The 18,067-nt window shown below is 71.1% G+C and carries 21 protein-coding genes; 1 reads left to right on the top strand and 20 read right to left on the bottom strand.

Annotation, left to right across the window (positions count from 1 at the left end):
• Positions 1 to 173: 173 nt before the first annotated feature.
• The 9 genes from AB0D18_RS10025 to hisI all read right to left on the bottom strand — a co-directional run bounded on the left by AB0D18_RS10025 (position 174) and on the right by hisI (position 8,119).
• Positions 174 to 989 (bottom strand): thioredoxin domain-containing protein, encoded by an 816-nt coding sequence (locus AB0D18_RS10025; protein WP_362414912.1) that lies wholly within the window; start codon positions 987 to 989, stop codon positions 174 to 176.
• A 143-nt stretch (positions 990 to 1,132) separates the two neighbouring features.
• On the bottom strand, positions 1,133 to 1,954 hold the full coding sequence (trpA, locus tag AB0D18_RS10020) for a tryptophan synthase subunit alpha (RefSeq protein ID WP_362414910.1): 822 nt from the start codon (positions 1,952 to 1,954) through the stop codon (positions 1,133 to 1,135).
• Entirely contained in the window at positions 1,951 to 3,246 is a 1,296-nt protein-coding gene (gene trpB / locus AB0D18_RS10015) for a tryptophan synthase subunit beta (RefSeq protein WP_362414908.1), read from the bottom strand. The genes trpA and trpB overlap by 4 nt, the downstream gene beginning before the upstream one ends.
• Before the next feature lie 230 nt (positions 3,247 to 3,476).
• Positions 3,477 to 4,286, bottom strand: a complete 810-nt coding sequence (gene trpC / locus AB0D18_RS10010) for an indole-3-glycerol phosphate synthase TrpC (protein WP_362414907.1) — start codon at positions 4,284 to 4,286, stop codon at positions 3,477 to 3,479.
• Between the two features lie 116 nt (positions 4,287 to 4,402).
• Positions 4,403 to 4,873, bottom strand: coding sequence for a DUF2752 domain-containing protein (locus AB0D18_RS10005; RefSeq protein WP_362414905.1), 471 nt, complete (start codon positions 4,871 to 4,873; stop codon positions 4,403 to 4,405).
• A 350-nt stretch (positions 4,874 to 5,223) separates the two neighbouring features.
• The gene (locus tag AB0D18_RS10000; RefSeq protein ID WP_362414903.1) at positions 5,224 to 5,472 is read right to left on the bottom strand and encodes an HGxxPAAW family protein; all 249 of its coding nucleotides are present in this window, start codon (positions 5,470 to 5,472) and stop codon (positions 5,224 to 5,226) included.
• A gap of 88 nt (positions 5,473 to 5,560) precedes the next feature.
• Positions 5,561 to 6,217: a TIGR02234 family membrane protein gene (locus AB0D18_RS09995; protein WP_362414902.1), complete on the bottom strand. Its 657-nt coding sequence runs from the start codon at positions 6,215 to 6,217 to the stop codon at positions 5,561 to 5,563.
• A 7-nt stretch (positions 6,218 to 6,224) separates the two neighbouring features.
• Positions 6,225 to 7,727 carry an anthranilate synthase component I gene (locus AB0D18_RS09990; protein WP_362414900.1) on the bottom strand — a complete coding sequence of 501 codons (1,503 nt, stop codon included), beginning with the start codon at positions 7,725 to 7,727 and terminating at the stop codon, positions 6,225 to 6,227.
• Between the two features lie 11 nt (positions 7,728 to 7,738).
• Positions 7,739 to 8,119 carry a phosphoribosyl-AMP cyclohydrolase gene (gene hisI, locus AB0D18_RS09985; protein ID WP_362414898.1) on the bottom strand — a complete coding sequence of 127 codons (381 nt, stop codon included), beginning with the start codon at positions 8,117 to 8,119 and terminating at the stop codon, positions 7,739 to 7,741.
• An 83-nt stretch (positions 8,120 to 8,202) separates the two neighbouring features.
• On the opposite strand from hisI, the gene AB0D18_RS09980 reads away from it, so the two are divergent.
• On the top strand, positions 8,203 to 8,835 hold the full coding sequence (locus AB0D18_RS09980; RefSeq protein WP_362414896.1) for a TIGR03085 family metal-binding protein: 633 nt from the start codon (positions 8,203 to 8,205) through the stop codon (positions 8,833 to 8,835).
• Positions 8,836 to 9,072: 237 nt separating this feature from the next.
• Here AB0D18_RS09980 and AB0D18_RS09975 read toward each other — a convergent pair whose 3' ends face one another.
• The 11 genes from AB0D18_RS09975 to hisD form a co-directional block, all read right to left on the bottom strand.
• Positions 9,073 to 10,386: an MFS transporter gene (locus AB0D18_RS09975; RefSeq protein WP_362414894.1), complete on the bottom strand. Its 1,314-nt coding sequence runs from the start codon at positions 10,384 to 10,386 to the stop codon at positions 9,073 to 9,075.
• A 14-nt stretch (positions 10,387 to 10,400) separates the two neighbouring features.
• Complete coding sequence (locus tag AB0D18_RS09970; RefSeq protein WP_362414892.1) at positions 10,401 to 10,886, bottom strand: helix-turn-helix domain-containing protein; 486 nt, start codon at positions 10,884 to 10,886, stop codon at positions 10,401 to 10,403.
• A 108-nt stretch (positions 10,887 to 10,994) separates the two neighbouring features.
• Positions 10,995 to 12,206 carry a cytochrome P450 gene (locus AB0D18_RS09965; RefSeq protein WP_362414890.1) on the bottom strand — a complete coding sequence of 404 codons (1,212 nt, stop codon included), beginning with the start codon at positions 12,204 to 12,206 and terminating at the stop codon, positions 10,995 to 10,997.
• Positions 12,207 to 12,305: 99 nt separating this feature from the next.
• Positions 12,306 to 13,061, bottom strand: coding sequence for an imidazole glycerol phosphate synthase subunit HisF (gene hisF, locus AB0D18_RS09960; protein ID WP_362414889.1), 756 nt, complete (start codon positions 13,059 to 13,061; stop codon positions 12,306 to 12,308).
• Positions 13,058 to 13,456: a RidA family protein gene (locus AB0D18_RS09955; protein WP_362414887.1), complete on the bottom strand. Its 399-nt coding sequence runs from the start codon at positions 13,454 to 13,456 to the stop codon at positions 13,058 to 13,060. Before AB0D18_RS09955 ends, hisF begins: the two co-directional genes overlap by 4 nt.
• Positions 13,453 to 14,178: a bifunctional 1-(5-phosphoribosyl)-5-((5-phosphoribosylamino)methylideneamino)imidazole-4-carboxamide isomerase/phosphoribosylanthranilate isomerase PriA gene (priA, locus tag AB0D18_RS09950; RefSeq protein ID WP_362414885.1), complete on the bottom strand. Its 726-nt coding sequence runs from the start codon at positions 14,176 to 14,178 to the stop codon at positions 13,453 to 13,455. The genes AB0D18_RS09955 and priA overlap by 4 nt, the downstream gene beginning before the upstream one ends.
• On the bottom strand, positions 14,178 to 14,825 hold the full coding sequence (gene hisH, locus AB0D18_RS09945) for an imidazole glycerol phosphate synthase subunit HisH (RefSeq protein WP_362415307.1): 648 nt from the start codon (positions 14,823 to 14,825) through the stop codon (positions 14,178 to 14,180). The genes priA and hisH overlap by 1 nt, the downstream gene beginning before the upstream one ends.
• Positions 14,816 to 14,983, bottom strand: coding sequence for a hypothetical protein (locus AB0D18_RS09940; RefSeq protein WP_362414883.1), 168 nt, complete (start codon positions 14,981 to 14,983; stop codon positions 14,816 to 14,818). The genes hisH and AB0D18_RS09940 overlap by 10 nt, the downstream gene beginning before the upstream one ends.
• 4 nt (positions 14,984 to 14,987) lie before the next feature.
• Positions 14,988 to 15,581, bottom strand: a complete 594-nt coding sequence (gene hisB, locus AB0D18_RS09935) for an imidazoleglycerol-phosphate dehydratase HisB (protein ID WP_362414881.1) — start codon at positions 15,579 to 15,581, stop codon at positions 14,988 to 14,990.
• Positions 15,578 to 16,699: a histidinol-phosphate transaminase gene (locus AB0D18_RS09930; RefSeq protein WP_362414879.1), complete on the bottom strand. Its 1,122-nt coding sequence runs from the start codon at positions 16,697 to 16,699 to the stop codon at positions 15,578 to 15,580. Before AB0D18_RS09930 ends, hisB begins: the two co-directional genes overlap by 4 nt.
• Positions 16,696 to 18,018: a histidinol dehydrogenase gene (gene hisD / locus AB0D18_RS09925; RefSeq protein WP_362414877.1), complete on the bottom strand. Its 1,323-nt coding sequence runs from the start codon at positions 18,016 to 18,018 to the stop codon at positions 16,696 to 16,698. Before hisD ends, AB0D18_RS09930 begins: the two co-directional genes overlap by 4 nt.
• Between the last annotated feature and the right edge of the window lie 49 nt (positions 18,019 to 18,067).

The following is an 18,067-nucleotide window of genomic DNA, read 5'->3' as shown; positions in this document are numbered from 1 at the left end:
AGGGGGTGGGGGCGGGCGAGGGGGCGGGGGCGGGGGCGGGGGCGGGTACATCGTGCGGGTGCGTCGTGGCTGGTCGCGCCCGCGCGGCGGAGCCGCATATCAACACAGCCCCGCGCCCCTAAATGCCTGCCCCTTACCCCCCTAGCCTCCTTGGGCAGCGGGGCCGTCCCCCCTCACCCCTTCGTCCCCGCCCGCTTCCCCTTGTTCGCCGCATCCACCCACTTCACCAAATTCGCCGGCGAGATCTGCTCACTCCCCTTCTGCGGGAAGATCGATTCTCCGTTCAGCAGCACCGTCGGCGTCGCCTTGTACTTCGACTTGTCGAAGTCCTCCTGCACCTTGGTGACCCACCCCGCATGCGTCCCCTTCTCCACGCACGCGTCGAACGGCGCACCCCGCAGCCCCGGCACCTTGCCCGCCAGTTCCAGCAGGCGGCTCTTCTTGCCGAAGGCGTCGTCCGTCTCCTGCGGCTGGTTGCGGAAGAGCACGTCGTGGTAGGCGTGGAACTTCCCCGCGTCCTGCGCGCAGCCCAGCGCGTTCGCCGCGTACTTCGAGCCGTTGCCCTGCATGCCGTTGTCGATGAACGACACCAGGTGGTACTCGGCGCGGACCTTGCCTTCCTTCTCCAGCTTGTTGACCGTGTCACGCATGCTGTTCTCGAACATGCCGCAGGCCGGACAGCGCAGGTCCTCGTACACGGTGAGGACCGACGGCGCGTCCTTCATGCCGACCGGAATGACCACGTTCCCCTTACCGGTCGTCCCTGCCGGGTCCTTGACCGGGCCGCCGGCGCTGGAGGCCTTGTCGCCCTTGCCGTCGCCGCTGTTCGCAGCGACCACACCGGCGATGGCGGCCAGGCCGAGGACACCGACCACCGCCGATGCGACGATCAGCACCCGCCGTCGTTTGTCGCGCGACTTCTGTGCTTCGCGCTCCTGGATGAGCCGCTCGCGGGCGGTTCGCTTGCTTTCACTGTTCTTGTCACTCACACCCGCAGCAACGAACCGGGGCGGCACCGATGTGCCGCCCCGACCCCGAATCCACTCAAATGGACTACGGAACCTTAAAGTTACGCGTCCGACAGACGGACGTCAGTCACCGCACACGGACGCCAGTTCCGCGCACGCGGACGTCAGTTCCGCCGCACGCCCGCCGCCAGCTCCGCCGCCAGCTCGCGCACCGCACGCAGCCCGGCCGCTGTGTCCCCGGCGTTCTCGGCGTCCAGCATCCGCTGGACGAACGCCGACCCGACGATGACCCCGTCCGCGAAGACCGCAACTTCCTTGGCCTGTACGGCGTTCGAGACGCCCAGCCCGACGCACACCGGCAGCTCGGTCGTCGCCTTCGTCCGCCGTACGAGATCCGCCGCCTGCTCGCCGACCGCCTCGCGCGTCCCCGTCACACCCATCAGCGAAGCCGCGTAGACGAAGCCCGAACCTGCGGCCGTGATGGTCGCCAGACGCTCGTCCTTGCTGCTCGGCGCGACCACGAACACCGTGGCCAGGCCGTGCTTCTCGGCGTGCTCGCGCCACAGCGCGGACTCCTGGACCGGAAGGTCGGGAAGGATGCAGCCCGCACCGCCCGCCGCCGCCAGCTCTGCGGTGAACCGCTCGACGCCGTACCGGTCGATGGGGTTCCAGTACGTCATGACCAGCACCGGCACCCCGGTCGCCGCGTGCGCCTCGCGCACCGTGCGCATCACATCGGCGATCTTGACGCCACCGCGCAGTGCGATGTCGTCGGCGGTCTGGATGACCGGGCCGTCCAACACCGGGTCGCTGTGCGGCAGTCCGACCTCGACGACGTCCGCGCCGCCCGCGACGACGGCCTTGACCGCCTCGATGCCCCCGTCCACGGTCGGGAACCCGGCCGGGAGGTAGGCGATCAGCGCGGCCCGGTCCTCGGCCTTCGCGGCGGCGAGGGTGTCGCTCAACAGCTGTACGTTCCCGCTCACTTGGCGTCCCCCGTGATCTCCGCGACCGCTGCCGCACCCTGAAGGCCCGTCGCCGCGACGGCGGCGTCCGTGCCGTACAGCCCGAAGTAACGGGCTGCCGTGTCCATGTCCTTGTCGCCGCGCCCGGACAGGTTGACCAGGATCAGAGCGTCCTTGCCCAGCTCCTTGCCGAGTTCCAGCGCGCCCGCGAGCGCGTGCGCGCTCTCGATGGCCGGAATGATGCCCTCCGTACGCGACAGGAGGCGCAGTGCCTGCATCGCCGCGTCGTCCGTCACCGCCCGGTACTCACCGCGGCCGATGTCCTTGAGGTACGAGTGCTCCGGGCCGATGCCCGGGTAGTCGAGGCCCGCCGAGATCGAGTACGGCTCGGTGATCTGGCCTTCCTCGTCCTGGAGGACGTACGAGCGCGAACCGTGCAGGATGCCCGGCTCGCCCGCGCTCAGCGTCGCCGCGTGCTCGCCGGTCTCGATGCCGTGCCCGGCGGGCTCGCAGCCCACCAGGCGTACACCGGCGTCCGGGATGAAGGCGTGGAAAAGGCCGATGGCGTTGGAGCCGCCGCCGACGCAGGCCACGGCCGCGTCCGGGAGGCGTCCGGTGCGCTCCAGGATCTGCCGGCGCGCCTCCACGCCGATCACCCGGTGGAAGTCGCGGACCATGGCGGGGAAGGGGTGCGGGCCTGCGACCGTACCGAAGAGGTAGTGGGTGCGGTCGACATTGGCGACCCAGTCGCGGAACGCCTCGTTGATGGCGTCCTTGAGGGTGCGGGAGCCCGACTTCACGGCGATGACCTCGGCGCCGAGCATCCGCATCCGGGCAACGTTCAGCGCCTGGCGCTCGGTGTCGATCTCGCCCATGTAGATGGTGCAGTCGAGGCCGAAGAGCGCGCAGGCGGTGGCGGTGGCGACGCCGTGCTGGCCGGCGCCGGTCTCGGCGATGACCCGGGTCTTGCCCATGCGCTTGGTGAGCAGGGCCTGGCCGAGCACGTTGTTGATCTTGTGCGAGCCGGTGTGGTTGAGGTCCTCGCGCTTGAGGAACATCCGGGCGCCGCCCGCGTGTTCGGCGAAGCGCGGCACCTCGGTGAGGGAGCTGGGGCGGCCCGTGTAGTTGACCATCAGGTCGTCGAGCTCGGCGGCGAAGGCGGGGTCGGCCTTGGCCTTGTCGTACTCGACGGCGACCTCGTCCACCGCGGCGACCAGCGCCTCGGGGATGAACTTGCCGCCGAACTCACCGAAGTATCCCTCGGTGGTGGGGACTTGACCCTGGGGGTCGGGAAAGAAGAACTCGCTGGGCATGCGGAAACTCCTCGTAGAGCCACGTACCTACGTGTGGCGAGGGGGAAAGGTGTCACTGGTGAAACGCCGGAATCCGACGTTCAGCGACGCCATCGCATGCCGTTGATCTGGCCGGGCTCCGAACCGATGTGGTACCGCACCCGCCGGCCCCGCACCCGTCGCGCAGGCGCACGGCAGCCGCGAGGGCGGCAGCCGCGGGCGAGACGGGCGTGAGGGCTCATGGCGGAGGGTCAGCCCCGTCCGTGGCGCAGTGCCGGGTGGGCGCCCGCGGCGACCAGGTCCGAGACGGCGGACTTCGGGTCGCGGCCGGTCACCAGGGACTCGCCGACCAGGACCGCGTCGGCGCCCGCGTTGGCGTACGCGATCAGGTCGTGCGGGCCGCGCACACCGGACTCGGCGATCTTGACGATGTGGTCCGGGATCTCCGGGGCGACGCGCTCGAAGACACCGCGGTCGACCTTGAGGGTCTTCAGGTCGCGGGCGTTCACACCGATGATCTTCGCTCCGGCGGCGACGGCCCGGTCCACCTCGTCCTCGTCGTGCACCTCGACCAGCGGGGTGAGACCGATGGACTCGGCGCGTTCGATGAGGGAGACCAGCGCGTCCTGCTCCAGGGCCGCGACGATCAGGAGCACCAGGTCGGCGCCGTACGCACGGGCCTCCCAGAGCTGGTAGGCGGTGACGATGAAATCCTTGCGCAGCACCGGGATGTCGACCTTGGCCCGAACGGCTTCCAGGTCGGCCAGCGAACCGCCGAAGCGGCGCTCCTCGGTGAGCACGGAGATGACGGCTGCGCCGCCCGCCTCGTAGTCGGCGGCGAGGGCCGCCGGGTCGGCGATGGCCGCGAGCGCGCCCTTGGAGGGGCTGGAGCGCTTGACCTCGCAGATGACCTTGACGCTGTCGCCGCGCAGGGCTGCGACACCGTCCTTGGCGGCGGGCGCCTTGGCAGCCCGCTCCTTGAGCTCCTCCAGGCTGACACGTGCCTGCCGCTCCGCGAGGTCGGCGCGGACGCCTTCGATGATCTCGTCGAGCACACTCACGCGAGCTGCCCCCTTCCGGGACGGTGGTGGAGGGCCAGGTTCGGCCACTGGTGATGTTATCCGTACCGGGCCGAAGAGGCCGCATCCGGTGGGCGTCTGTCCCACTACCTGGGCATTTACGGAGCGAGCGCGGATCCGAACGGGAGGTTGCGGACCACGCTGAAGACGGCGAGAAGTCCTCCCAGGGCCCACCACTGGGCGGTGCTCAGCGCGAACCTCATGGGCCTTCCCCGTACCGCCCGGGTGATCCACACCACCATCAGCACGGCGAAGGCGGCGTACCCGAGGACGGCCATCGCATTGGCACCGAGCGCGGTCGGCAGGTCGCCGTGCGCGACCGCGTGCGCGCTGCGCAGGCCGCCGCAGCCAGGACAGAGGATGCCGGTCATGGCGAGGAGCGGGCAGAGGGGGTAGTGGCCTGGCTGGTTGGGATCGACCGAGCCGACGTACGCGAAGGCGGCCACGACGGCGGCGAGGGTGCCCACGGGCGCCGCCAGGCGGCGCACCAGGGACCGCTGCGGCGGCCCTGGGGGCCCGATGACGTGCTGCGAGGGGGCTGGCGAAGGGGCCGGCGAGGAGGCGTCCACGCGCCGATTGTCCCCGCTGGGGGCGCGGAGTGCACGCCCCGGCATGCGAGAGGGCGCAGCCCGTGCCGGGCTGCGCCTCGCGTCGCACCGTCGGGTGCGGGTTCCTGCGGGTCCTGCTGAAGCGGCGGGTGTACTAGGGCCTGTCCGGCGGATCTTGCCGCGGTCGCGTGCCCTGGCACGCACGCCCCCAAGGTCTTAAGGACCAGGGGGGACCCCCTCTGCGTTGTCGTCAATCGACGACGCTCCGCGTCGCCTCAATCCTCCGCCTTGCAGCTGCACGCACCATGCCCCGCTCAGCGGTAGTGAAAGGGCAAGGTCACTCCCATGCGGCCTGATCCGCCGGACAGGCCCTAGAGCTGCGCGCGGGCCGCCGCGACACGGGCCTCGGTGAGGGCCGGGGACTCCTTCGGCATGCCCATGCCGGCGATGCGCATGGCCAGGCCGATGATGCCGCCGACCAGCGCGATGCCGATGCCGATCCAGAAGCCGACCGAGTTGGCCATCACCATGTACGCACTGGAGATGCAGATACCGATGAAGGCGATCACGACGCCGGTCCAGGCGGCCGGGGTGTGTCCGTGGTGTCCGCGGCTGGGCATGGAGTGCTCCTAGGTGACTTTGTGCTCTTCAGCTTCCGAGATGCTCGGGCCCATTGTTCCCCACCGTGGCACCGGGCGTGACTTCGGGTCACCCTTCGCGGGTGGGGTCCTCGCCGCGGTCCAGGGCCTTCCACAGTTCCTCGGGGCGCTCCGGGTCCACCGCCCTGCGGGCCTGCGCGCGGGTGCGCGGCCCGCCCTCGCGCTCGTACCGCCCGCCCATGCCCGGCCACTTGCCGCCGAACCGCAGGGCGAGGAGCCCGGCGACGAGGATCAGCAGGGCGCCCGAAGCGGTGACGTAGGGCCAGGCCGTTCGAGTGAGTCCGGTGACCGTGGCGGCGACGTCGCCGGAGAGTTTCGCGGCCTGCGCGTCGAGCGCGGCGTGGTCGCCCGCCCCGAACAGGGACGCCGCGACGGCTCCCGCGCCGCTCAGGGCGAGCAGTGCGGAGACCAGGACACGGCCGGCCCTGCGGACGGCGAAGACCGCGACCAGGGCGGCCAGGGCGACGATCGCGAGGGCGGCGGGGGCGCCGGTGATGGCCTGCCCGTCCGCGTCGAGGGTCTTCGTGCCGATGCCCGCGACCGTGGCCACGCCCGACGTCCAGATCTGCCCGGAGGAGATCAGGACGACGGTGGCGCCGACGGCGCCGAGCAGCAGGGCGGCGGCGAGGCTGCGCCTGCCGCCGCCACCTGCTGCGGTCGGGGCGGGCTCGTCGGGGGTCTGGGGTGTGGGGGGTACGGCGCTCACACCCCCACTATCCCTCACGCCCTCCGGCGCCCCCCAGGCGGTTGGCGGTGTGTACGGCGCGCAGTACCGCGGCGGCCTTGTTGCGGCACTCGGTGTCCTCGGCGACGGGGTCCGAGTCGGCGACGACACCCGCTCCGGCCTGCACGTACGCCGTGCCGTCCCGCAGCAGCGCGGTACGGATGGCGATGGCGGTGTCGGAGTCCCCGGCGAAGTCGAGGTAGCCGACGCAGCCGCCGTAGAGCCCGCGCCTGGTCGGCTCCAACTCCTCGATGATCTGCATCGCGCGCGGCTTGGGCGCCCCGGACAGGGTGCCGGCCGGGAAGCAGGCGGTCAGGACGTCGAAGGCGGTGCGGCCCTCGGCGACCTGCCCGGTCACCGTCGACACGATGTGCATGACGTGCGAGTACTTCTCGACCGACATGAAGTCGACGACCTCGACGGATCCCGGCTCGCAGACCCGCCCGAGGTCGTTGCGGCCCAGGTCGACGAGCATCAGGTGCTCGGCGCGCTCCTTGGGGTCGGCCATCAGCTCGTCGGCGAGCTGCTGGTCCTCCTGCGGGGTGACGCCGCGGTGCCTGGTCCCGGCGATGGGGTGCACCATGGCGCGCCCGTCCTCGACCTTGACGAGGGCTTCCGGACTGGAGCCGACCACGTCGAACCCGTCGAAGCGGAACAGGTACATGTACGGGGACGGATTCGTCGCCCGCAGCACCCGGTAGACGTCCAACGCGCTTGCGCTGCAAGGGGTTTCGAAGCGCTGGGACGGTACGACCTGGAAGGCCTCGCCGGCCCTGATGCGCTCCTTGATGTCCTCGACGGCGGCCTGGTACTCCTGCCCGCCCCACTGCTCGGTGTAGAGCGGCACCTCGGACGGGGGCAGGACGGCGGGCGCGGTCGGCACGGCGCGCGAGAGGTCGGCCTCCATCGCGTCGAGCCGGGCGACGGCGTCCGCGTACGCCTCGTCCACACCGGTGTCGAGGTCGTTGTGATTGATCGCGTTGGCGATCAGCAGGACGGTGCCGTACCGGTGGTCGAGTACGGCGAGGTCCGAGGTCAGCAGCATGGTCAGCTCGGGCAGCCGGAGGTCGTCGCTGCCGTGCTCGCCGATCTTCTCCAGCCGCCGCACGATGTCGTACCCGAGGTAGCCGACCATGCCGCCGGTGAAGGGCGGCAGGTCCCCGGCCAGGTCGCGCGGGGTGTGCAGCTCCTCCACTGTGGCCCGCAGCGCGTCGAGCGGATCACCCGTGGTCGGTACGCCGACGGGGGGCGTGCCGATCCAGTGGGCGCGGCCGTCGCGGGCGGTGAGGGTGGCGGCGCTGCGGACGCCGACGAAGGAGTAGCGGGACCAGGAGCGGCCGTTCTCGGCGGACTCCAGGAGGAAGGTCCCGGGGCGCTCGGCGGCGAGCTTGCGGTAGAGCCCGACGGGGGTGTCGCCGTCCGCCAGGAGCCGGCGACTGACGGGAATGACACGGCGGTCGGCCGCCAGCTTGCGGAAGGTCTCCAGATCCATGGCCGCTGACCCTACTTTCCGTCGGTGAGGGGAAGGACGTCGGCGTCGAAGCAGGTCCGCTCGCCGGTGTGGCACGCGGCCCCGGTCTGGTCGACCTTCACCAGGATCGTGTCGCCGTCGCAGTCCAGCGCCACGCTCTTCACCTCCTGCACGTGCCCGGAGGTGTCCCCCTTCACCCAGTACTCGCCGCGGCTGCGCGACCAGTAGGTGCAACGCCCGGTGGTCAGCGTCCGGTGCAGGGCCTCGTCGTCCATCCAGCCGAGCATGAGCACCTCGCCGGTGTCGTACTGCTGGGCGATCGCGGGGACCAGTCCGTCCGGGGTCCGCTTGAGGCGGGCGGCGACGGCGGGATCGAGAGGGCTCTGGGGTACCGGGGGTACGGGCGTACTCATGGTGCAATTGTGCCGCTTCCCGCGCGGTCCGTGGCCGGTCGTCCACTGTGCGGACGCCCCTCCTCGGCCGTACGCTGGCCGGCATGTCGACCCATGCCAAGCGCGAACGCCTTCTCCTCGCCGACCTGTTGGAGGCCGCGGGCCCCGACGCCCCGACCCTGTGCGACAGCTGGAAGACCCGGGACCTCGCGGCCCACGTCGTGGTGCGCGAGCGCCGCTCGGACGCGGCGGCGGGACTCGTGGTGCCCGCCCTGCGGAGCCGGCTGGAGCGGGTCCAGTCGGAGTTCGCCTCGAAGCCGTACGAGGAACTGGTCCAGCTCATCCGCACCGGCCCGCCACGGCGCTCGCTGTACGCCCTGAAGCAGGTGGACGAGGCGGCGAACACGGTGGAGTTCTACGTCCACGCGGAGGACGTGCGCCGCGCCCAGCAGGAGTGGACGCCGCGCGAACTCGACCCGGTGTTCGCGGACGCGCTGTGGGCGCGCCTGGAGAAGATGTCCCGCGTCCTGGGCCGCAAGTCCCCGGTCGGGCTGGTGCTGCGCCGCCCGGACGGGCAGACGGCGGTGGCCCACCGCGGCAAGCCGGTGGTAACGGTCACCGGCGAACCCGGCGAACTCACCCTCTTCCTCTTCGGGCGGCAGGGGTCGGCGAGGGTGGAGGTGGAGGGCGAGAAGGAAGCGGTGACTCGGCTCCACGAAGCGAAACTGGGGCTGTAACCCAGCACGTGCGGCGCTTGAGGACGGGCGGCGGAGCGAGTGCGGTCCTGAGGGGTGGGGCTCTGCGTGGGGCCGCCCCCTTGCCCACCCGTCCCGCCCCCGGGGGGCGGCCCCGCTGCCCAAGGAGGCTAGGGAAGCTAGCGGGTTAAGGGGCAATCTTTTAGGGGCGCGGGGAACTGCGCGACCAGCCACGACGCACCCGCACGACGCCACGCCGCCCAGGGCGCCGGCAGCCGCCTACTCCGCCGCCACCGGCAGCTCCGCCCCCCGGACCTCCCCGTACGTCACCCCCACCAGCGCCGCCGTCATGCACAGCACCCCGCACCCCACGAACACCGGCGCGACGCCCCACACCCCGACCGCCAGGCCCACCACCGGGTAGGCCAGGGGAGCAATTCCCAGGCTGACCAGGGAGGTCAGCGACGAGACCCGTCCCAGGTAGGCCGGTGCGGTGGCCGTCTGCACCAGCCCCGCCGTCAGCCCTCCGCTCATCGCCACGAGGGCCCCCATCGGCGCCGCCACCAGCACCGCCCAGACAAGCTCCGGCACCGTTCCCAGGGCGCAGACCAGTACCGATCCGCCGGTCAGCGCCAGCAGCCGTACCCGGCCCGCGTGCGGCACTCGTCCCAGGACCGTGAGCAGCAGTGCGCTGCCCGCCGCCCCTGCGCTGAAGGCGCCGACGATCCAGGTGATTCCCGTCGCGCCCCAGCCTCGCTCGGAGGAGAGCAGGACGACGCCGACGTTGATGAGGGGGATGCCGCCCAGCTCGAAGAGGATGTTGGAGAGGATGAGCGGTCCGACGAGCCGGTGCCGCCGGACGTAGCCGAGCCCGTCCGCCAGGTCCCGCCAGATGGAACGGGGTTGCTCCGGCTCGACGGCCTCACCCACACCCGCACCCACACCCGGCCCCGGCTCCGGCAACGGCGCGATCCGTACCGCCACCAGCAGCACCAGCGACACCGCGAACAGCCCGCCCGCCACCGCGAACGCCGCCGCCGGGCCGCCGAGGCCCATCGCCAGACCGGCGATCGGTGCCCCGACGATGCCGCCGAACCTGTTCGTCAGGGCCTTCATGCCCTGCACCCGTACCAGTTGGCCGGGGGCCGTGATGCGCGGCGGCAGCGCGCCCACCGCGGGCAGGAACAGCGCGTCGACCGCCCCGAAGACCAGCGCCACCAGCACCAGCAGCCACACGGCGGGGCCGGTCAGCATGAGGGCCGCCGCGATGCCGATGATCACCACGCAGCGCACCGCGTCCGAGCCGATGACGATCCGGCGCGGGCCGAAGCGGTCGGCGATCACTCCCCCGCCCAGCATCAGCAGCGCCCGGGGCACCGCGCCCGCCGCCAGGATCAGGCCCACCTCGGCCGGGCGGCCTGCCTGGGCCGCCGCCCAGCCGAGCGCCAGGAAGTAGAGGCTGTCGCCGACCAGCGAGGCGGCGTACGCGCCGAGCCAGCGCAGGACGTTGCCGTCCCGGTGGGCGGGTCTGCCCACGGGCCGGGGCCGGGGCCCGGCCCCGGCATCCGCCGGATCCACACGTGATTCAGTCATCGCTGCAAGCCCTCTCAGGGACGGAACGGGAAGCCGAAGATCTGGACGGAGACCTGCTCTCGCCCCTCCGTGTCACCGGCCGCCTCGGCGGCCAGCCCGCGTTCCCGGTAGGAGTCGATCAACTCGCGTATCTCTTCGGAAAGTTGCCGGAACTCCGTCGCGGTGAGCCGGGGCACGTACTCCCGGTTGAAGGCCGCGTCCCCCCAGTCCTTGCCCCAGCCGGCACCGTGGCCGCACTCGACCCGCCACCAGCGCTCCCGGGCGTCCTTGCTCTCCCCGGGGGCCTCCACGATGAAGCCGTGCGCGGCCATCTTCCGCAGGTGGTAACTGACCAGCGAGACGGCCTCGTCGACCTCGTCGGCCAGGTGCGAGGCCGTGGCGGCACCCCCCGTGAACAGGGCGCGGTAGAGGTCGATGCGCAGGGGGTGGGTGAAGACCTTGAGGGCGTCGAGGTCAGTGGTGCGCCGGGGTTCGGGTGGGTGTTCGGATTCCGGTGCCATGTCCGCACAGTAAAGAAGGAAAGGAAAGTTGCGCAATATTCTTTGCGCAACCTTTCCCCGCACAACTCGCCCTGGAAGTAAGGGATTTGGGGCCCTCTGCCCGGTCAGCTACCAGCGCACGGGCAGCTCGCGCACTCCCCTGATCAGCAGCCCCGGGATCCAGGGGCCGGCGTCCGGCGACCCCTCGGCCGCGAGGTCCGGGAGGCGTTCCAGCAGCGTACGGAGCGCGATGCGGCCCTCCAGCCGGGCCAGCGGCGCACCCAGGCAGTAGTGGATCCCGTGCCCGAAGGCGATGTGTCCGCGGGCGTCCCGCCGGATGTCGAACCGGGCGCTCTCGTCGAAGCGCGTGCCGTCGCGGTCGGCGTCGGCCATGACGATCACCACCGAGGAACCCGCCGGGATGTGCGCGCCGCCGAACTCGACGTCCTCACGGGCGATCCGCGGGGTCGAGCCTTCCACGGGGCCGTCGAAGCGCAGGATCTCCTCCACCGCGCTGTCGAGCAGCCCGTCCAGATCGCCGCGGAGCAGGGCGAGTTGGTCGGGGTGGTTGAAGAGGGCCCGCAGCCCGTTGCCGATCAGGTTCACCGTCGTCTCGTGCCCGGCGACGATCAACAGGAAGGCCATGGAGAGGAGTTCGTCCTCGCTGAGCCGGTCGCCCGCCTCGTCGGCGGTGTGGATCATCGCACTGAGCAGATCCTCGCCCGGGGCCTTGCGCTTGGCCTGGATGAGCCCGGTCAGGTACGGCATGGCGGCGCCGTACGCGGCCACCTCCGCCTCCGGACTCGTGGGCGAGACCACCTCGTTGGACCAGCCGCGGAAGGAGTCCCGGTCCAGGTCGGGCACCCCGAGCAGGTCGCAGATGACGGTCATCGGGAGCGGGAAGGCGAGCGCGTCGATCACGTCGGCGGTGTGTGCGCCGTCCGCCTCCATCGCGTCGATCAGGGCGTCGGTGACCTGCTGTACGCGCGGCGCCAGGGCCTCTATCCGGCGTGGCGTGAATTCACGGGCCACGAGTCGGCGCAGCCGGGTGTGGTCCGGCGGATCGCTCAGCAGGACGTGGGAGTTGCCGGGACCGTAGGCGTACGCGGGAAGCTGCGGCGCGAGGTGTCCGTACGTACGCCAGTCACGGCTGAACCGGGGGTCGACGTACGCGGCGCGGCACTCCTCGTGCCCGACAACGATCCACAGGTCCTCGCCCTCCGGGGTCAGCACCCGGTGCACGGGGCCCTGTTCACGGAGTCCGGCGTAGACGGGGTAGGGGTTGGCGACGAAGTCGGGGCTGAGTTTCAGGAGTTCGACCGGTGGCCTGGGTGATGACATGACTGTTCCCCCTCGATTGGACTTTCCGAGGGGGAACGCTAGCCTCAGGCGATCTTCAACCACAGCCAGTTTCGCGACAGTTGCGCGAAAGAACCACGTTCAGCGCACCGGGTGGCCGGCCGCCCCGAGCGCCGACTTGACCTCGGAGATCCGCAGGTCGCCGAAGTGGAAGACGGAGGCCGCGAGTACGGCGTTCGCTCCCGCGTCGACGGCGGGGGCGAAGTGTTCCAGCCGGCCAGCGCCGCCGCTCGCGATGACCGGGACCGTGACGTGCTTGCGTACGGCCGCGATCATCTCGGTGTCGTAGCCGTCCTTGGTGCCGTCGGCGTCCATCGAGTTGAGCAGGATCTCGCCCGCGCCGAGCTCGGCGGCCCGGTGCGCCCACTCGACGGCGTCGATGCCGGCGGAGCGCCGGCCGCCGTGCGTGGTGACCTCGAAGGAGCCTGTGGGGGTGCGGCGGGCGTCGACCGACAGGACGAGGACCTGACGGCCGAAGCGTTCGGCGATCTCGCGGATGAGGTCGGGGCGTTCGATGGCGGCCGTGTTCACGCCCACCTTGTCGGCCCCGGCGCGCAGCAGCTTGTCGACGTCGTCGGCGGTGCGGACGCCGCCGCCGACGGTGAGCGGGATGAAGACCTGCTCGGCGGTGCGGCGCACCACGTCGTAGGTGGTCTCGCGGTTCCCGGAGGAGGCGGTGATGTCGAGGAAGGTCAGCTCGTCGGCGCCCTCGGCGTCGTACAGCTTGGCCATCTCGACGGGGTCGCCCGCGTCGCGCAGGTTCTGGAAGTTGACGCCCTTGACGACGCGCCCGTCTGTGACGTCCAGGCAGGGGATGACACGTACGGCGAGGGTCACTTCGAAGCCCCCCGGTACGCCTCGACCTCGACCTCGACGACCAGCGACGGGTCGACGAAGCCGGAGACGATCAGCATGGACGCGACCGGGCGGACGGCGTCGAAGAGCTCCTTGTGGGCGCGGCCCACCTCGTCGACGTCGCGGGCGTGCGTGAGGTACATCCGGGTGCGGACGATGTCGGAGCGCGTCAGGCCGAGCTCCTTGAGGGCCTTCTCGGCGACGCCGAAGGCGGTCACCGTCTGCTCGTACGGCGTCCCGGCGTCGATGACGCCGTCCACGACGGACGTGCAACCGGCAACCAGGACAAGGCCGCCCGGGAGCTCCACGGCGCGCGAGTAGCCGAACTGCTCCTCCCACGGGGCACCGGTCGCCACCCGTCGTACGGACTCACTCATCGGGAGACCGCCTCCAGCGCCTCTTCCAGGGTGAAGGCCTTCGCGTACAGCGCCTTGCCGACGATCGCGCCTTCCACGCCGTCCGGCACCAGCGACGCGAGGGCGCGCAGGTCGTCGAGCGAGGAGACGCCGCCGGAGGCGACGACGGGCTTGTCGGTGGCGGCGCAGACGTCTCTCAGGAGCTCCAGGTTGGGGCCCTGGAGGGTGCCGTCCTTGGCGATGTCGGTGACGACGTACCGGGTGCAGCCCTCGGAGTCGAGGCGGGCCAGGGTCTCGTACAGGTCGCCGCCGTCGCGGGTCCAGCCACGGCCGCGCAGCGTGGTGCCGCGCACGTCCAGGCCTACCGCGATCTTGTCGCCGTACTGGGAGATGACCTTGGCGACCCACTCGGGGGTCTCCAGTGCGGCGGTGCCGAGGTTGACCCGCTTGCAGCCGGTGGCGAGGGCCGCCTCCAGGGAGGCGTCGTCGCGGATGCCGCCCGACAGTTCGACCTTGATGTCCATCGCGGCGGCGACCTCGGCGATCAGCTTCCGGTTGTCGCCGGTGCCGAACGCGGCGTCCAGGTCGACCAGGTGCAGCCACTCGGCGCCCGACTTCTGCCAGGCGAGAGCCGCCTGCAGCGGGGAGCCGTAGGAGGTCTCGGAGCCGGACTCACCGTGCACGAGACGGACGGCCTGGCCGTCGCGCACGTCCACGGCGGGAAGCAGTTCAAGCTTGTGCATCAGAGGGTTCCGATCCAGTTGGTGAGCAGCTGGGCTCCGGCGTCGCCGGACTTCTCGGGGTGGAACTGGGTCGCCATGAGCGCCCCGTTCTCGACGGCCGCCACGAAGGGCTCGCCGTGCGTGGCCCAGCTGACGCGCGGGGCGCGGATGGCGGGGTTGGTGACTTCGAGCGACCAGTCGTGGACCGCGTAGGAGTGTACGAAGTAGAAGCGCTCCTCGGCGGACAGACCCGCGAACAGCTGCGAGCCCTCGGCCGCCGCGACGGTGTTCCAGCCCATGTGCGGGACGACGTCGGCCTTGAGCGGTGCGACCTCGCCCGGCCACTCGTCGAGCCCCTCGGACTCGACGCCGTGCTCGATGCCGCGCTCGAAGAGGATCTGCATGCCGACGCAGATGCCCATCACCGGGCGCCCGCCGGAGAGCCGGCGGCCCACGATCCAGTCGCCGCGCGCCTCGCGCAGCCCCTTCATACAGGCGGAGAACGCGCCGACGCCGGGCACAAGCAGCCCGTCCGCGTTCATCGCGGTGTCGTAGTCACGCGTGATCTCGACGTCCGCGCCGACCCGGGCCAGCGCCCGCTCGGCGGACCGGACATTGCCGAAGCCGTAGTCGAAGACGACAACTTTCTTCACGTTGGTCATTCCCAGAGTCCCTGAATACGCATGACGCCCGCGGCGAGACACATCACCGCGGCGATACCGAGCAGCACGATGACGCCCTTGGGCATCTTCTGCTTCGAGAAGGAGATCACGCCGCCGAGCAGGAACAGCCCGACGACGATGAGGATGGTGTTGAGGCCGTTCATGGGGTTACAGGGCGCCCTTGGTCGACGGGAGGATGCCGGCCGCGCGCGGGTCGCGCTCGGCGGCGTAGCGCAGTGCCCGCGCCAGGGCCTTGAACTGGCACTCCACGATGTGGTGCGCGTTGCGCCCGTACGGCACGTGGATGTGCAGGGCGATCTGCGCCTGCGCGACGAAGGACTCGAAGATGTGCCGGGTCATCGTCGTGTCGTACGCACCGATCATCGGCGCCATGTTCTCCGGCTCGGTGTGCACGAGGTACGGGCGCCCCGAGAGGTCCACGGTGACCTGGGCGAGGGACTCGTCGAGCGGCACGGTGCAGTTGCCGAAGCGGTAGATGCCGACCTTGTCGCCGAGCGCCTGCTTGAAGGCGGCGCCGAGCGCGAGGGCGGTGTCCTCGATGGTGTGGTGGGTGTCGATGTGCAGGTCGCCGTCCGTCTTGACCGTGAGGTCGAAGAGGCCGTGGCGGCCGAGCTGGTCGAGCATGTGGTCGTAGAAGCCCACGCCCGTCGCGACGTCGACCTTGCCGGTGCCGTCGAGGTCGATCTCGACGACGACGGAGGTCTCCTTGGTGGTGCGTTCGACGCGTCCGACGCGGCTCATGTGCTCTGCTCCTTCTTGCCCGCTTCAAATGAAATCGTGCGTACCGCTTCCAGGAACGCGTCGTTCTCGTCGGGGGTGCCGGCCGTGACCCGCAGCCAGCCGGGTACGCCGTTGTCCCGGACCAGGACACCCCGGTCGAGGATCTGCTGCCAGACCGCGTGCGCGTCGGCGAAGTGCCCGAACTGCACGAAGTTGGCGTCCGAGTCGGTGACCTCGTAGCCGAGGGCGCGCAGCTCGGCGACCAGGCGGTCGCGCTCGGCCTTGAGCTGCTCCACGTACCCGAGCAGCGTATCGGTGTGCTCCAGCGCGGCGAGCGCGGTGGCCTGGGTGATCGAGGACAGGTGGTACGGCAGCCGCACCAGCTGTACGGCGTCGACCACGGCCGGGTCGGCGGCGAGGTAGCCCAGGCGCAGTCCCGCCGCGCCGAACGCCTTCGACATGGTGCGGGAGAGCACCAGGTTCGGGCGGCCCTCGATCAGCGGGAGGAGGGACGCCCGGTGGCTGAACTCGCCGTACGCCTCGTCGACGACGACGAGCGAGGGCCTGGCGGCCTGCGCGGCTTCGTACAGCGCGAGGACGGTGTCGGCCTCGACGGCGGTGCCGGTGGGGTTGTTGGGGGACGTGATGAAGACGACCTCTGGCCGGTTCTCGGCGATCGCCTTCTTCGCGGCCTCGACGTCGATGGTGAAGTCGTCGTGCCGCGGCCCGGAGATCCAGCCCGTGCCCGTACCGCGCGAGATGAGCGCGTGCATGGAGTACGACGGCTCGAAGCCGATGGCGGTGCGGCCGGGGCCGCCGAAGGTCTGCAGGAGCTGCTGGAGGATCTCGTTGGAGCCGTTGGCGGCCCAGAGGTGCCGGACGGAGACCTCGTGGCCCGCGGTCCTGGTCAGGTACTTCGCCAGCTCGGTACGGAGCTCGATCGCGTCCCGGTCGGGGTAGCGGTTGAGGTCGCGCGCGGCCTCGCGGACGCGCTCGGTGATCCTCTCGACCAGGGCCTCGGGCAGCGGATACGGGTTCTCGTTGGTGTTCAGCCGTACGGGAACGTCCAACTGGGGTGCGCCGTAAGGGGACTTGCCGCGCAGCTCGTCGCGAATGGGAAGGTCGTCGATGTGCGTCATGCCTTCGGGACCTTCCAGCCGAACCTTGCCTTGATCGCCGCGCCGTGCGCCGGCAGATCCTCCGCCTCCGCGAGTGTCACCACGTGGTGCGCGACGTCCGCGAGGGCCTCGCGCGAGTAGTCCACGACGTGGATGCCGCGCAGGAAGGACTGGACGGACAGGCCCGAGGAGTGGCAGGCGCAGCCGCCGGTCGGCAGGACGTGGTTGGAGCCCGCGCAGTAGTCGCCCAGCGACACCGGGGCGTACGCGCCGACGAAGATCGCGCCCGCGTTGCGGACCCGGTCGGCGACGGCGGCGGCATCGCGGGTCTGGACCTCCAGGTGCTCCGCCCCGTACGCGTCGACCACCTTGAGGCCGTCCTCCAGGGAGTCCACCAGGACGAGCGCGGACTGCCGCCCGGCGAGCGCCGGAGCGATCCGGTCCGTCTTGTGCTTGCTGGCGTCCACCTGCGGGACGAGCTCCCGCTCGACGGCGTCGGCGAGTGCGGCGGAGTCGGTGACCAGGACGGCGGCGGCGAGCGGGTCGTGCTCGGCCTGGGAGATCAGGTCGGCGGCGACGTGCACCGGGTCGGCGGAGCTGTCGGCGAGAACGGCGATCTCGGTCGGGCCCGCCTCGGTGTCGATGCCGATGCGGCCGGTGAAGTAGCGCTTGGCGGCGGCGACCCAGATGTTGCCGGGTCCTGTCACCATGTTCGCGGGCGGGCAGGACTCGGTGCCGTACGCGAACATCGCGACGGCCTGGGCGCCTCCGGCGGCGTACACCTCGTCGATGCCCAGGAGTGCGCAGGCGGCGAGGATCGTCGGGTGCGGAAGGCCGCCGAAGTCGGCCTGCGGCGGGGAGGACAGCGCGATCGACTCGACGCCCGCCTCCTGTGCCGGGACCACGTTCATGATCACGGACGACGGATAGACGGACAGGCCGCCGGGCGCGTAGAGACCGACCCGGTCGACCGGCACCCACTTCTCGGTGACCGTGCCGCCGGGCACGACCTCGGTGGTGTGGGTGGTACGGCGCTGCTCGCGGTGGACCAGCCTGGCCCGCCGGATTGATTCCTCCAGGGCGGCCCTGACCTCGGGGTCGAGCTTCTCCAGCGCGTCGGCGATGGCCTGGGCGGGAACCCGGACCTCGCGCAGCTCGACGCCGTCGAACCTCTCCGCGTAGTCGATCAGCGCCGCGTCGCCACGATGATGCACGTCCTCGCAGATCGGCCGCACCTTCTCCAGGGCGGCGGTCACGTCGAAGTCGGCTCGGGGCAGCAGGTCGCGCAGGGCCGCACCCTCGGAGAGGGCACCGCCGCGCAGATCGATTCGTGAGATCACAGGACCAATTCTCGCAGACCGCTTCCGGCCAGCGGTCTCCCGTATCACC

Origin of the sequence: Streptomyces sp. NPDC048442 (assembly GCF_040651475.1) — a bacterium.
GTDB lineage: Bacteria > Actinomycetota > Actinomycetes > Streptomycetales > Streptomycetaceae > Streptomyces.
Note: the sequence above shows the minus strand (reverse complement) of the source record. Positions and strands in the feature narration are given on the sequence as shown.